Below are 13357 nucleotides of genomic sequence, written 5' to 3'. Positions count from 1 at the left end.
CACGTCTCACGTGTCCGTAGGCGTCTCAGGACCAGGCGAAGCCGCGGGGCGCGACGGATGCCCAGGGCAGCGTCAGCTCGCCGAGGCGCCAGCGCGCGGCCGGGCCCAGCACGGGCCAGCCCTCCGCGACGAGGGCACCCACCGCAGCCACCCAGCGCTGCCGCGGCCCGTACACCGAGAGCGGCGCGTTGTGTTGCCAGGCGCGGTCGAGCGCGACCAGCAGTGAGTGGATGCTCTCACCCTCCACATTCCGGTGGATCAGCACCTTCGGCAGACGCTCCGCCACGATCGACGGCCGATCGAGTCCCGCGAGGCGGAGTGAGAGTGTGAACGACACCGGCCCTCGAGCATCCAGTGCCACCCAGCTCGACACGCGGCCGATCTCGTCGCAGGTGCCCTCCACCAGCACGCCTCCGGGAGTGAGCCGCCCGGTCATCCGGTGCCAGGCCGCAGCGACCTCCGCCTCGTCGTACTGCCGGAGCACGTTGAACGCGCGGATGACCGTGGCCCCACGCCCGCCCTGCAGGGGCACCTCGAACCCGCCGAGCGCGAACCCGACCCGCGCGTCGGGAGCGAAACCGGAGCCCGACGTACCGGCGCGCACCGCGGCCAGCTGCGCCACCGCCGTCGAGACGCGTGACGGGGAGATCTCGAGCCCCACCACCTCCACCTCGGGGCGCACCCGCGCGAGGCGCCGCTGCAGTTCGAAGGCCGTCACACCGCTGGCGCCGTAGCCGAGGTCGACGACCAACGGTGCGGCCGCACGGCGGAGCGCAGGCAGTGCGGCGATCCACCGGTCGACGCGGCGCAGGCGGTTCGTGTTCGTCGTTCCGCGCGTGATTTCGCCGATGGGCATGGTTCTAGACTAATTCCATGACTGAGCCCTACACCTTGATCCTGCTGCGCCACGGTAACAGCGACTGGAACCAGAAGAACCTCTTCACCGGCTGGGTCGACGTGGGGTTGAGCGAACAGGGTGTCGGCGAGGCGAAGCGTGCGGGCGAATTGCTGGCCGAGTCGGGCCTCGCGCCCGACGTGCTCTACACCTCGCGGCTCGTCCGCGCGATCGACACCGCCAACCTCGCCCTCGGCGTGGCCGGTCGCCTCTGGATCGACGTGAAGCGCTCCTGGCGCCTCAACGAACGCCACTACGGCGCCCTGCAGGGCAAGGACAAAGCGCAGACCCTCGCAGAGTACGGCCCCGAGCAGTTCCAGACCTGGCGCCGCTCGTACGACGTGCCGCCGCCCCCCATCGCCGACGACGACGAGTTCTCGCAGGTGGGCGACCCGCGCTACGCCGACCTCGGTGACGCGGTGCCCCGCACCGAGTGCCTGAAGGACGTCGTCGACCGGATGCTGCCCTACTGGTTCAGCGACATCACGGTCGATCTCACGGCGGGCAAGACCGTGCTGGTCACGGCGCACGGCAACTCGCTGCGGGCCCTCGTGAAGCACCTCGACACCATCTCGGACGACGACATCGCCGAGCTCAACATCCCCACGGGCATCCCGCTCGTGTACAGGCTCGACGAGGACTTCGTGCCCATCGAGCCCGCCGTCTATCTCGACCCCGAGGCCGCCGCCGCCGGTGCCGCGGCCGTTGCGTCGCAGGGCAAGAAATAGGCTGAAGAACGCAAGAAGCCCCCGAGCCGTGAGGCCGGGGGCTTCTTCCGTTGGCGGGTGCGGCTCAGCGCACGCCCGAACCGGTCCACTCGCCGGTTGCGAGGTACTTGACCTTCTTGGCGATGCTGACCGCGTGGTCGGCGAAGCGTTCGTGGTAGCGCGACGCCAGCGTCACGTCGACCGTGTTCACCGAGGTGCCCGCCCAGGTCTCGCTCAGCACGGCCTCGAAAACGCTGAGGTGCAGCTCGTCGATGCGGTCGTCGGTGTCGCGGATCTCGTCGGCCAGCGCCAGGTCTTCGGTCTCGATCAGGCGGCTGAGCATCTCGGCCACCTCCACGTCGAGGGCGCCCATCTCGCTGAACACGCCGAGCAGGCTGTCCTTGGCGACCTTGTCGGGGTAGCGGTAGCGGGCGAGCTGGGCGATGTGCTCGGCGATGTCGCCCATCCGCTCGAGCGACGCGCTCATGCGAAGAGCGCTCACGACGATGCGGAGGTCGCGGGCGACCGGCTGCTGCAGCGCCATGATGCTGATCGCGAGCTCATCGAGATCCGACGCGAGGGCGTCGATCTTGGAGTCCTGAGCGATGACCTGCTCTGCCAGAGCCACATCCGACTCGTTGAACGCGGTCGTCGCGTTCGTGATGGCGACGACTACGAGACGGCTGATCTCGACCAGTCGCTCCTGGACTTCACGGAGTTCCTGCTGGAAAACCTCGCGCATGTGTTCGAACCTTTCTGCGGTGCTTCGCTGTGATCTGGCGCGGTCGCACCGAACAGTGACGGCCGACCACGACGAGTGGCCAGAACCGACGACGCCATTCTGCCGACACGAGGTTAACAGATGGTGCCCATCCGTTGAACTTCGTGCGACCTGCTGCCGTTGAGGAGGCTTCGGAGAGAACGCCTGCCACCGGAGTCATTAGTGTAGTCGTTATGGATTCAGGCTTGTTGGTGCTGCTCTCTGTGGCACTCGGCCTCACCGTCGGCTCGGGTTTCGTCTTCGTTCTCTTCGCTGCTGCGAGGCGAGGCGACCATGCCGCCACCATCGTCGATCCGTCGGTTCCGGATGGGGTCGACCAGGTCATCGACGCGATCGAGTCGGCCGGCGTGGTGCTCGATGCCTCGAACAATGTGGTGAAGGTGTCGCCGGCAGCGCTGGCCTTCGGCCTCGTGTGGAACCAGACCCTCGTGCATCCGGAGCTCATCAGGATGGTCGACTCCGTCAGGCGCACCGGTGTTCCCGCGTCTCGTGACCTGAGCCTTGCCCGGGGACCGTTCGGCGACGCGACCATCCACCTCCTCGTGCGGGTCGCGCGGCTCGGCAGTCGTTACCTTCTCCTGCTGGCGGATGATCGCACCGAAGCCCATCGCCTCGAAGAGGTGCGGCGTGACTTCATCGCCAACATCAGCCACGAACTGAAGACGCCGATCGGCGCGATCTCACTGCTCGCGGAGGCTCTCGAACCCGCGGCGGACGACCCCGCGCAGGTGCGGCGGTTCGCGAAACGGATGGAGACGGAGGCGCACCGCCTCGGTCGCATAACCCGCGAGATCATCGAACTCTCGCGCCTGCAGGCGGCTGACGTGCTCACCGATGCGACACTGCTCGACGTCGACTCGATCGTCGCCAGTGCCGTCGACCAGAACCACGTGCAGCTCGACACGCACAACGTCACGATTGTCAGCGGCGGCGAGCAGGGAGCTCAGGTCTACGGAGACGAGGGGCTGCTCGTGCTCGCCCTCCACAATCTGATCGCGAACGCCGTGCAGTACTCCCAGTCGGGTACGCGGGTCGGGGTGGGCGTGCGCCTGAACGAGGGCGTCGTCGAGATCGCGGTCACCGACCAGGGGATCGGCATCCCCGAAGAAGAACTCGGCCGCGTGTTCGAACGGTTCTTCCGCGTCGACCAGGCGCGCTCCCGCAACACCGGCGGAACCGGTCTCGGCCTCAGCATCGTCAAACACGTCATCGAGAACCACGGCGGCGACATCCGTGTCTGGTCCCAGCCCGGTCTCGGGTCGACATTCACCATCCGGCTGCCTGCGGCATCACACGCTGCGACAGCCTCGTTAGGAGAACCACAGTGATCCAGATCCTCTTGGTCGAAGACGAGATCGCGCTCAGCGAACCTCTCGCCTACCTGCTGCAGCGCGAGGGCTATGCCGTCACGGTTGCGGCCGACGGTCCGACCGCCATCGCCGAGTTCAACAGGGGCGGTGTCGAACTGGTGCTTCTCGACCTGATGATCCCGGGCATCCCGGGCACCGAGGTGTGCCGCGAGATCCGCACGAAGTCGCAGGTGCCGATCATCATGCTCACCGCCAAGGACAGCGAGATCGACATCGTGGTGGGGCTCGAGCTCGGGGCCGACGACTATGTCACGAAGCCGTACTCGTCGAGGGAGCTTCTGGCGCGCATCCGTGCCGTCATGCGACGCCGCAGCGAGTCGGGAGAGCTGGGCGAGCCGGTGCTGGAGGCCGGCCCGGTGCGGATGGATGTCGAACGGCACACCGTCGCCGTGAACGGCCGTGACACGCCCATGCCGCTCAAGGAGTTCGAGCTCCTCGAGATGCTGCTGCGGAACGCCGGCCGCGTACTGACCCGGGGCCAGTTGATCGACCGCGTCTGGGGGTCGGACTACTTCGGAGACACCAAGACGCTCGACGTGCACATCAAGCGCCTCCGCTCGAAGATCGAGACGGCCCCGTCGGAGCCTGTGTTGCTGGTGACCGTGCGGGGGCTCGGCTACCGCTTCGAGGCGTAGCGGGCGATCTCCGGGATGACCGGGGATGCCGCCCTCGGCGGGCCTACGGGGCGGGCGTCGGGGTGACGGTCGCCTCAGGCGCGAGCGTCGAGGTCGACGTGGGCACCGGCAGCGGAACCGCGGTCGCGGTCGGAGTGGGTGTCGGGGCCGCAGTCGGCTCGAGCCCATCGAACTGCTCCCAGTCGCTCGAGAGCACAGGGACGAGGAGCTTGGTGCCGGTCTGGCCGCCGTACTGGAAGAAGATGGGGAAGAGCTGGCCGACCGTGAGGTCGACGTTCTCGAGCACAAGCCTCTCGTCGGTGCTTCCCCCGACGGTGAGTGTGCTGCGGGCACCGACCAGAGCGACAGCGTCGACGCTCTTGCCCGTGCTGTCCTCGTACTGCACGACGACCTGGTGGTCTTCGTCGCCGGTGTTCACCAGCGACACGATCAGGCTGGCCGAGGTCTTGTCGTCGCTGATCAACGTGGCGTTCCGGATCTTGAGGTCGGGCGAGACACTGCCGTCGACACCGTCGGTGACCTGGCCGATCGACGTCGTCGCCTGGGGGGTGATGAAGGCGCAGCCCGTTGCGCTGACGCCGACGAGTGCGGCGACGAGAATGGATGCCGCGTAGCGTGTTCTCACAAAAACCCTCCAGAAGTACCCGTTCGCCGTCATCACACAAGCGAAATCGGGCGGTGAACCCTGCTGAGTTTAGCCTACCGGCGAGCCCGGCCCGTGTCGCAGAGAGGGTTCGTCGACCCGGGGTGCCGGACACCCGCTGTGGTAAATTGGTCCGTCTGGAAAGGACGGGTTCCCATGCTCTTCGAGGTCGGCGAGACAGTTGTCTACCCCCATCACGGCGCAGCGACGATCACGGAGGTGACGACTCGCACCATCAAGGGTGAGGAGCGGGTCTACCTCACCCTGCAGGTCAACCAGGGCGACCTGGTCATCAAGGTGCCGGCCCAGAACGTCGAGCTGGTGGGCGTCCGCGACGTGATCGGGCACGACGGTGTCGACCGGGTGTTCGAGGTGCTCCGCACCCCGTTCACCGAAGAACCCACAAACTGGTCGCGCCGGTTCAAGGCGAACGGCGAGAAGCTCGCCTCGGGCGACGTCATCAGGGTCAGCGAGGTGGTTCGCGACCTGTGGCGGCGCGACAACGACAAAGGGCTGTCGGCGGGGGAGAAGAGCATGCTCGCCAAGGCCCGGCAGATCCTCGTCTCCGAACTGGCTCTCGCCGAGAAGACCGACGAGGAGAAGGCGTCCCTGATGCTCGATGAGGTGCTGGCCTCCTGAGCCCGGCCCCCGGCCCGTTCGCTCCTGACCCTAGGCTGGGGAGGGTGAACAGCTCCGCACAGCCCCTTGTCGCCGTCATCATCGTCGCGGCAGGCAACGGCACCCGCCTCGGCCACGGTCAGGCGAAGGCTTTCGTCTCGCTGGCCGGCCGAACGATTCTCTCCCGCTCCCTCGACCCGGTCTTCGCGCTCGCGGGCGAGGCACAGATCGTGATCGTCGCCCCCGCCGACCGCGTCGGCGAAGCGCAGCAGATCGGAGCGGATGTCGCCGGTGCGGCATCCGCGTACGTGACCGCGGTGGCGGGCGGGGAGACCCGGCAGGAGTCGGTGGCACGCGGACTGGCCGTGCTGGTTGATTCGGTGCAGACGGTTCTTGTGCACGACGCCGCTCGCGCGCTCACCCCGGTGGCCCAGTTCGAGGCGGTGATCGACGCCGTGGTGGCATCCGGCCGGGGAGCGGTGCCCGGCCTGCCGGTGAGCGACACGATCAAGCGCACAGATCCGTTCGGTCTCGCGCTCGAGACGGTCGACCGTGCGGAACTGAGTGCGGTGCAGACCCCGCAGGGTTTCCCGCGCGAACAGCTCGAACGCGCCTACGCGGAGGCTGGGCACGATGCGACCGACGACGCCGCACTCGTCGCTGAGGCGGGTTACCCGGTCACGATCATCCACGGCGACCCGCTCGCGTTCAAGATCACCACCGCCTGGGACCTGCGACGCGCCGAACAGGAACTGCAGCCGGCCCCCGGGCTGGTGCTGCCGCGCACCGGCGTGGGCGTCGACTCGCACGCCTTCGCGCCGGCCGCCGATGAGCAGCCTCTGTGGCTCGCCGGCCTGCACTGGCCGGGTGAGCAGGGACTCTCGGGCCACAGCGACGGCGATGCGGTGGCGCATGCGATCTGCGACGCCCTGCTCTCGGCCAGCGGTCTCGGCGACATCGGCAGCACCTTCGGAACAGACGATCCCCGCTTCTCCGGTGCCCGCGGCGAGGTGTTCCTCACCGAGACGCTCCGGATGCTCACGGCCGCAGGTCTCCGGGTGGGGAACGTCGCCGTGCAGCTCATCGCCAACCGCCCGCGTTTCGCCGCCCGGCGCCTCGAGGCCCAGAGCGTCCTGGCGGGCATCCTCGGCGCTCCGGTGAGCATCTCGGCGACCACCACCGACGGCCTCGGCTTCACCGGGCGAAGCGAAGGAGTGGTCGCGATCGCCACTGCGCTGGTGTACCCCGCGTAACGAAGCGGCAGACCCTCGTAAACTAGCGCAGTGACTCTTCGCCTCTACGATTCTCAAGCACGTACCCTCAGGGACTTCGAGCCCCTGGTGCAGGGGCGTGCCGGCGTCTACGTCTGCGGGCCGACGGTGCAGTCGTCCCCGCACATCGGTCACCTGCGTTCGGCTCTCGCCTACGACCAGTTGCGTCGTTGGCTCAACTACTCCGGGCTCGACGTCACCCTCGTGCGGAACGTCACGGACATCGACGACAAAGTGCTGGTCAACGCCGCAGCGTCGGGTGAACCGTGGTGGGCCCTCGCCTACCGCACCGAGCTGGAGTTCACCGCCGCCTACAACACGATCGGCATCCTGCCGCCCACCTACGAACCCCGTGCGACCGCGAGCATCCCCGAGATGCAGCAGATCATCCGGAGGCTGGTGGATGCCGGGCACGCCTATGCCGCAGAAGACGGCTCCGGCGACGTCTACTTCGACACGGTGTCGTGGCCGTCCTACGGCGAGCTGACGCACCAGAAGCTCGCCGACATGGCCTCGGCAGAAGACTCAGATCCGCGGGGCAAGCACGACGTGCGGGACTTCGCCCTCTGGAAGGGCCACAAGGAGGGCGAACCCGCCACCGCATCGTGGCAGAGCCCCTGGGGCGCCGGCCGGCCCGGCTGGCACATCGAGTGCTCGGCGATGAGCACGCGCTACCTCGGCACGCAGTTCGACATCCACGGCGGCGGCCTCGACCTGCGCTTCCCGCACCACGAGAACGAGCTCGCCCAGTCGCGCGCCGCGGGTGACGCGTTCGCGAACTACTGGCTGCACAACGGGCTGGTCTCGGTGAACGGCCAGAAGATGTCGAAGTCGCTCGGCAACTCGGTCTACGCCGCCGACCTGCTCGCCGCCGCGCGCCCGCTTGTCGTGCGCTACTACCTGGGCTCGGCCCACTACCGCTCGAACCTCGAATACCAGGACGGCTCGCTCGCCGAGGCGGAGGCCGCTCTCGGGCGCATCGAGGGCTTTCTCGACCGTGCCGTGCGACGGCTCGAGGGCACCCGCTTCGCGTCGTCGACCGTCGAGGTCGTTCCCGCCGAATTCCGTACGGCGATGGATGACGACCTCGGTGTGCCCCAGGCGCTCGGCGTGCTGCACGAGGCTGTGCGCGACGGCAACACCGCTCTCGACGCGGAAGACTTCAGCGAGGCCGCGAGGCTGCTCGGGCTCGTGCTCGCCATGACGAGCATCCTCGGCATCAATCCGCACGACCCCGTCTGGGCGAGCGCCGACCAGAGTTCCACGGGCACCGCTCTCAAAGCCCTCGTCGAGCAGCTGCTCGACGACCGACAGACCGCACGCAAGGCCCGCGACTTCGCCACCGCCGATCGCATCCGCGACGAGCTGGGGCAGGCCGGCATCACGATAGAAGACACCTCAACGGGTGCACATTGGAGTTTTGATGGCTAGTTCAGGCAAGAAGCCCGGCCGCCCCGGCGCCGTCCGGCGCACCAGCAGAGGGCCGGCCGTCGGATCGGGCGGCCAGGGCCGCCAGGCCCTCGAGGGCAAGAAGCCCACGCCCAAGGCAGAGGATCGCCCGTACCACCCCGCGGGAAAGGCGAAGGCTGCCAAGGAGCGCTACGCCGCTGCCGGCGGCAAGGCCAAGGCCGCGCCCGAGCGGCGCACGAACGAGCCGAAGATCGCGGGTCGGGGTGGCCCTGCCGCCCGCAACGGGTCTGCCCGGGGCGCCGTCTCCGGCGCGAGCCGTGGTGGCCCGCAGGAGCCGGCGCGTCCCCAGCGTCGCCCGCTCAGCCGCGGTGAAGAGAGCGAGGTGGTGACCGGTCGCAACTCCGTGGTCGAGGCGCTCCGCGCGAAGATCCCCGCCACAGCGCTCTACATCGCGACGCGCATCGAGTACGACGAGCGTGTGAAGGAGCTGCTGCAGCTCGCGACGTCACGCCAGATCCCGATCCTCGAAGTGATGCGTCCGGAGCTCGACCGCCTCGCCGGGTTCGACTCGGTGCACCAGGGCGTCGCGCTGAAGGTGCCGCCGTACGAGTACGCCCACCCCGACGACCTCTACGACCAGATCGTCGCCCGCAAGGAAGTGCCGCTGCTGGTGGCGCTCGACGGCATCACGGATCCGCGGAACCTCGGGGCGATCATCCGCTCGACCGCTGCGTTCGGCGGCCAGGGTGTCATCGTTCCGGCCCGTCGCTCCGTCAGCCTCACCGCGTCGGCGTGGAAGACCTCGGCCGGCGCTGCCGCCCGCACACCCGTCGCCATGGCCCCGAACCTCACGCAGTCGCTGAAGTCGTTGAAGGCGAAGGGTGCGTTCGTGATCGGGCTCGACGGCGGGGGAGACATGGCGCTCCCCGACCTCGAACTCGCGCGCGGCCCCATCGTGATCGTGGTGGGCAGCGAGGGCAAGGGTCTCTCTCGGCTCGTCACCGAGACGTGCGATGCCATCGTGTCGATCCCGATCAGTGCGGCGACCGAGTCGCTGAATGCCGGTATCGCGGCATCCGTGACCCTCTACGAGATCTCGCGCACCAGAGCGCAGAAGTAGAAGACCGAAGGGACCTGAATCGCGCCAAGGCTTCGGCCTTGCCGCGATTCGGGTCCCTTCGTTCGTCGGGCCGGGCGGTCAGACCGTGAGGCGCCAGTCGGCCTCGGGCTCGGACGCGGCATCCGCCGCCGCCGTGGCAGCAGCCGCCTCGTCATCGGGCACCGCACCGCTCTGAACCGAGATCGGGAGCGTGATCATGCCGGTCGGCGGGCCGACCACGGTCGCCTCGTCGCGGCGGTGCCGCAGGATGTCGTTGATGTAGGAGTTCAGCGCCTCGGCCAGCGGCACGTCGCGGCTCTCCTGCTGGCTCATGAACCAGCGGTGCTCGAGCAGCTGGTGGAACACCTCGGCCGGCTCCAGCTTGCCCTTCAGATCCCGGGGGATCGCCCGCACCACAGGCTCGAACACCTTCGCAAGCCACTCGTGGGCGAGCATCTCCTCGTCGTGGTCGCGGCGCCCGAACTTGAGGGTGTAGGAGTCGAGGTCGTTGAGCAGTCGCCGGGCCTGGTTTTCGCCGGCGTCGAGCCCGGTGAGGCGGAGGAGTCGGCGCTGGTGGTGTCCGGCATCCACCACCTTCGGCTGGATGCGCACCGTGTCACCGTCGTCATTGGTCTTGATCGCGAGTTCCTCGATGTCGAAACCGAGGTCGTTCAGGCGGTCGACCCGCTCATTGATTCGCCAGCGTTCGGACGAGGAGAACGATTCGCTGCCGGTCAGCTCCTTCCAGAGCGAACGGTAGGCGGCAACGATCCCATCACTGATGCGGATGGGGTCGAGCTCGTCGGCCACCCGGCCGCCGGCCTCCAGGTCCATCAGCTCGCCGGCGATGTTGACCCGGGCGATCTCGAGGTCGTTTTCGCGCTGTCCGTTCGACAGGCCCGTGGAATAGAGCTGCCCGGTCTCCGCGTCCACCAGGTAGGCAGCGAAGGATCCGGCGTCCCGGCGGAAGAGGGTGTTCGAGAGCGACACGTCGCCCCAGAAGAACCCGATGATGTGCAGGCGCACCAGAAGCACGGCCAGAGCATCCACCAGCCGCGTCGCGGTGTCGGGGCGGAGCGTCTGCGAGAAGAGCGCGCGATAAGGGAGGGAGAACTTCAGGTGCCGGGTGACCAAGACGGAGTTCAGTTCGAGGCCGTTCACGTCGGTGCGGTTCGTGATCACTGCGAGGGGATCGACGCAGGGGATCTCGAGGTTCTGCAGGGTGCGGAGCATGGCATACTCCCGCTTGGCCATCTCGTCGGTGGTCTCCTTGATGGCGATCACGTGGCCGCTGAGGTGGGCGAACCGCACGAGGTGCCGGGAGATGCCCTTCGGCAGCAGCGCGATGTTCGCGGCCGGCCACTCGTCGAGCGGCAACTGCCAGGGCAGGTCGAGCAGGGCGGGGTCGGCCGTCGCCGAGGTGATGTTCAGTGAGCCGCTCATGGATGCTCCTTGTCGAAGTGCGCCGGTTAAACGACTCGGGCCTGCCGGTGTGACGCAGCAGGCCCGAGCACGGTGTGTCTCGTTGGGTGGTGCAGTACTACGCGTTGACGACCGGCTTGTTGCCGACGCGCTGGCCGCTCTCGACGTCGAAGAGGTGCAGGTGGCCGGGCTTCGCGGTCAGGTAGACCTTCTCGCCGGCGTTCGGGTGCACGCGGCCGTCGACACGGGTGACGAGGTCCGTGCGGCGACCGTTGATCTCAGCGTGGCCGTAGAGGTAGCCGTCGGCTCCGAGCTCCTCGATCAGGTCGATGTCGACGGGCAGGCCCTCGCCGAACTGCGACGCGACGACGATGTCCTCGGGGCGCACACCGATCGTGACCGTCTTGCCGCTGATCGAGGCGAGCAGCTCGCGCTCGACGGGGATGACCGAGGTGCCGAACTGCACACCGCCGTCGACCACGTCGGCTACGAAGAGGTTCATGGCCGGGCTGCCGATGAAGCCGGCGACGAACACGTTCTCGGGCTTCTCGTAGAGGTCGCGCGGGGTGCCGACCTGCTGCAGCAGGCCGTCCTTCAGCACGGCGATGCGGTCGCCCATGGTGAGGGCCTCCGTCTGGTCGTGGGTGACGTAGACGGTGGTGACACCGAGGCGGCGCACGAGCGAGGCGATCTGGGTACGGGTCTGCACGCGGAGCTTCGCATCGAGGTTCGACAGCGGCTCATCCATCAGGAAGACCTGGGGCTGGCGCACGATGGCGCGGCCCATGGCGACGCGCTGGCGCTGGCCACCCGAGAGGGCCTTGGGCTTGCGTCCCAGGTAGGGCTCGAGGTCGAGGAGCTTCGCAGCCTCGAGAACTCGGGTGGCGCGCTCGTCTTTGCTGACGCCGGCGATCTTCAGCGCGAAGCCCATGTTCTCGGCAACCGTCATGTGCGGGTAGAGCGCGTAGTTCTGGAAGACCATCGCGATGTCGCGGTCTTTCGGGGGAACATCGGTGACGTTCCGCTCGCCGATGAAGATGTTGCCCGAGTTGACCTCTTCGAGGCCGGCGAGCATTCGCAGGGAGGTCGACTTGCCACAACCCGAGGGGCCGACGAGAACGAGGAACTCGCCGTCGGCGGTCTCGAGGTTCAGCTGGTCGACGGCCGGCCTTGTCGAACCCGGGTACAGGCGGGTTGCGTGGTCGAATGTTACAGACGCCATGATTTCTTCTCTTCCTTCACCGGCAGGTACGTGCCGGACGATCCGTTGTGATGGATGCGGGACAACTTCATCGGTGACCCGCCACCCAGTATGACACGCCAGCCGTTTACCGCATTCACAGGCTGGTTCATTACTATCTATGGATGCCTGCCGGTGACCCCCCGGCCTGTGGCACCTCACTTCGAAGAACCACGACCCGAACACGGGAGCACCACGTATGACCATCGGCCGACCCGACGACAACAGCCGCCAGAACAAGAACCAGCGTCGCGAAGCGGCCAGGGAGAAGGCGAAGCAGCTGCGTGAGCAGCAGCGTCGTAAGGACATCCGCAACCGCGCGATCCTCTTCAGCGGCCTCGGTGTCGTCGTCATCGCCATCGTCGTCTGCGTGGTGCTGATCGTCGCGAGCTCCGCCAAGCCCGCCGGCCCCGGCCCGCTCAACATGGCCAGCGACGGCATCAAGATCAGCCAGGGCAACGTCGCCGAGACGACAGCCGCGCTGGCTGACGGGCAGCAGCCCACGCCGAGCGCCACCAACGCCGCCGGAGTCATCGACATCCGCGTCTACATCGATTACCTGTGCCCCTACTGCGGCCAGTTCGAGTCGACGAACCTGACGCAGATCGGCAAGTGGATCGACAGCGGCGCGGCAACGTACGAAGTGCATCCCCTGGCTCTGCTCGACCGCTCGTCGCAGGGCAAACGATACTCGAGTCGCTCGGCCAACGCCGCTGCCTGCGTCGCGAACTACTCGCCGAACAACTTCTACGACTTCAGCGCCCTGCTGTTCTCGAACCAGCCGCAGGAGAGCACGGCCGGGCTCGACGACGCGACGCTCCAGGATCTGGCGAAGCAGGCGGGTGTCGGCTCGGCCGACCAGATCAACACCTGCATCACGAATGAGGAGTTCAAGGGCTGGGTCAGCGACTCCACCACCCGGGCCACGACCGAACCCCTGCCGGGTTCGACGCTCGCCAAGGTGACCGGCACGCCGACCGTGCTGGTCGACGGACAGCAGTACCAGGGTTCATTGACCGACGCGAACGCATTCGCGAACTTCGTGCTCCAGGTGTCGGGCCAGACCGCCGCCACCGCCACACCAACCCCGACGCCTGCGCCGTAGGCGTCACCGGAGCACCCCTCCGCTGCTGCGCAGACGCGTTGTCGGCATGGCTAGAATGGGGTGTTCCATCTGCCGGCGTGGCGCAATTGGTAGCGCACCGCTCTTGTAAAGCGGGGGTTGCGGGTTCAAGTCCCGCCGCCGGCCCCCTGTGTTCCGCGATC

13 protein-coding genes and 1 tRNA gene are annotated in these 13357 nt (G+C 67.8%); 9 read left to right on the top strand and 5 right to left on the bottom strand.

The window, feature by feature from the left end:
• Positions 1-25: 25 nt before the first annotated feature.
• Entirely contained in the window at positions 26-856 is an 831-nt protein-coding gene (locus B7R22_RS11995) for a class I SAM-dependent methyltransferase (RefSeq protein WP_116411975.1), read from the bottom strand.
• A 17-nt stretch (positions 857-873) separates the two neighbouring features.
• On the opposite strand from B7R22_RS11995, the gene B7R22_RS11990 reads away from it, so the two are divergent.
• The gene (locus B7R22_RS11990; protein WP_116411974.1) at positions 874-1623 is read left to right on the top strand and encodes a phosphoglyceromutase; all 750 of its coding nucleotides are present in this window, start codon (positions 874-876) and stop codon (positions 1621-1623) included.
• 64 nt (positions 1624-1687) lie between these two features.
• Here the strand turns inward: B7R22_RS11990 and phoU are convergent, their stop codons facing one another.
• Positions 1688-2344 carry a phosphate signaling complex protein PhoU gene (gene phoU, locus B7R22_RS11985; protein ID WP_116411973.1) on the bottom strand — a complete coding sequence of 219 codons (657 nt, stop codon included), beginning with the start codon at positions 2342-2344 and terminating at the stop codon, positions 1688-1690.
• A gap of 212 nt (positions 2345-2556) precedes the next feature.
• Between phoU and B7R22_RS11980 the strand changes: the two genes are divergently transcribed.
• Both B7R22_RS11980 and B7R22_RS11975 read left to right on the top strand, forming a co-directional pair.
• Positions 2557-3711: a sensor histidine kinase gene (locus tag B7R22_RS11980; RefSeq protein ID WP_116411972.1), complete on the top strand. Its 1155-nt coding sequence runs from the start codon at positions 2557-2559 to the stop codon at positions 3709-3711.
• A complete protein-coding gene (locus B7R22_RS11975; protein WP_116411971.1) occupies positions 3708-4388 on the top strand; it encodes a response regulator transcription factor in 681 nt (226 codons plus the stop codon). The genes B7R22_RS11980 and B7R22_RS11975 overlap by 4 nt, the downstream gene beginning before the upstream one ends.
• A 43-nt stretch (positions 4389-4431) precedes the next feature.
• On the opposite strand, the gene B7R22_RS18830 is transcribed toward B7R22_RS11975, so the two are convergent.
• On the bottom strand, positions 4432-5013 hold the full coding sequence (locus B7R22_RS18830; protein WP_147305368.1) for a hypothetical protein: 582 nt from the start codon (positions 5011-5013) through the stop codon (positions 4432-4434).
• Positions 5014-5187: 174 nt separating this feature from the next.
• Here B7R22_RS18830 and B7R22_RS11965 point away from each other — a divergent pair, with 174 nt between their 5' ends.
• From B7R22_RS11965 to rlmB, 4 genes are read left to right on the top strand one after another with little or no spacing between them, the layout of a single operon-like run.
• The gene (locus B7R22_RS11965; RefSeq protein ID WP_116411970.1) at positions 5188-5670 is read left to right on the top strand and encodes a CarD family transcriptional regulator; all 483 of its coding nucleotides are present in this window, start codon (positions 5188-5190) and stop codon (positions 5668-5670) included.
• A 44-nt stretch (positions 5671-5714) separates the two neighbouring features.
• Positions 5715-6902 carry a 2-C-methyl-D-erythritol 4-phosphate cytidylyltransferase gene (gene ispD, locus B7R22_RS11960; protein ID WP_116411969.1) on the top strand — a complete coding sequence of 396 codons (1188 nt, stop codon included), beginning with the start codon at positions 5715-5717 and terminating at the stop codon, positions 6900-6902.
• Between the two features lie 30 nt (positions 6903-6932).
• Positions 6933-8351, top strand: a complete 1419-nt coding sequence (gene cysS, locus B7R22_RS11955; protein WP_116411968.1) for a cysteine--tRNA ligase — start codon at positions 6933-6935, stop codon at positions 8349-8351.
• Positions 8344-9450, top strand: a complete 1107-nt coding sequence (gene rlmB / locus B7R22_RS11950) for a 23S rRNA (guanosine(2251)-2'-O)-methyltransferase RlmB (RefSeq protein WP_116411967.1) — start codon at positions 8344-8346, stop codon at positions 9448-9450. The genes cysS and rlmB overlap by 8 nt, the downstream gene beginning before the upstream one ends.
• Before the next feature lie 78 nt (positions 9451-9528).
• Here rlmB and B7R22_RS11945 read toward each other — a convergent pair whose 3' ends face one another.
• Together B7R22_RS11945 and B7R22_RS11940 are read right to left on the bottom strand one after the other, a co-directional pair.
• Complete coding sequence (locus B7R22_RS11945) at positions 9529-10872, bottom strand: DUF4032 domain-containing protein (protein ID WP_116411966.1); 1344 nt, start codon at positions 10870-10872, stop codon at positions 9529-9531.
• A gap of 97 nt (positions 10873-10969) precedes the next feature.
• Positions 10970-12073 (bottom strand): ABC transporter ATP-binding protein, encoded by a 1104-nt coding sequence (locus B7R22_RS11940; protein WP_116411965.1) that lies wholly within the window; start codon positions 12071-12073, stop codon positions 10970-10972.
• A gap of 217 nt (positions 12074-12290) precedes the next feature.
• Here B7R22_RS11940 and B7R22_RS11935 point away from each other — a divergent pair, with 217 nt between their 5' ends.
• The gene (locus B7R22_RS11935) at positions 12291-13196 is read left to right on the top strand and encodes a DsbA family protein (RefSeq protein ID WP_116411964.1); all 906 of its coding nucleotides are present in this window, start codon (positions 12291-12293) and stop codon (positions 13194-13196) included.
• Positions 13197-13267: 71 nt separating this feature from the next.
• Positions 13268-13340 (top strand) — tRNA-Thr (locus B7R22_RS11930).
• Positions 13341-13357 lie beyond the last annotated feature (17 nt).

It is taken from the genome of Subtercola boreus, assembly GCF_003399635.1.
GTDB classification, from domain to species: Bacteria; Actinomycetota; Actinomycetes; order Actinomycetales; family Microbacteriaceae; genus Subtercola; species Subtercola boreus_B.
The sequence above is the reverse complement of the archived record's forward strand: the minus strand, read 5'-3'. Positions and strand labels throughout refer to the sequence as shown.

What these genes read in the sequence shown, in the direction of transcription:
- B7R22_RS11995 (WP_116411975.1), bottom strand. Translation starts at nt 856, where the DNA reads ATGCCCATCGGCGAAATCACGCGCGGAACGACGAACACGAACCGCCTG.
- B7R22_RS11990 (WP_116411974.1), top strand. Translation starts at nt 874, where the DNA reads ATGACTGAGCCCTACACCTTGATCCTGCTGCGCCACGGTAACAGCGAC.
- phoU (WP_116411973.1), bottom strand. Translation starts at nt 2,344, where the DNA reads ATGCGCGAGGTTTTCCAGCAGGAACTCCGTGAAGTCCAGGAGCGACTG.
- B7R22_RS11980 (WP_116411972.1), top strand. Translation starts at nt 2,557, where the DNA reads ATGGATTCAGGCTTGTTGGTGCTGCTCTCTGTGGCACTCGGCCTCACC.
- B7R22_RS11965 (WP_116411970.1), top strand. Translation starts at nt 5,188, where the DNA reads ATGCTCTTCGAGGTCGGCGAGACAGTTGTCTACCCCCATCACGGCGCA.
- rlmB (WP_116411967.1), top strand. Translation starts at nt 8,344, where the DNA reads ATGGCTAGTTCAGGCAAGAAGCCCGGCCGCCCCGGCGCCGTCCGGCGC.
- B7R22_RS11945 (WP_116411966.1), bottom strand. Translation starts at nt 10,872, where the DNA reads ATGAGCGGCTCACTGAACATCACCTCGGCGACGGCCGACCCCGCCCTG.
- B7R22_RS11940 (WP_116411965.1), bottom strand. Translation starts at nt 12,073, where the DNA reads ATGGCGTCTGTAACATTCGACCACGCAACCCGCCTGTACCCGGGTTCG.
- B7R22_RS11935 (WP_116411964.1), top strand. Translation starts at nt 12,291, where the DNA reads ATGACCATCGGCCGACCCGACGACAACAGCCGCCAGAACAAGAACCAG.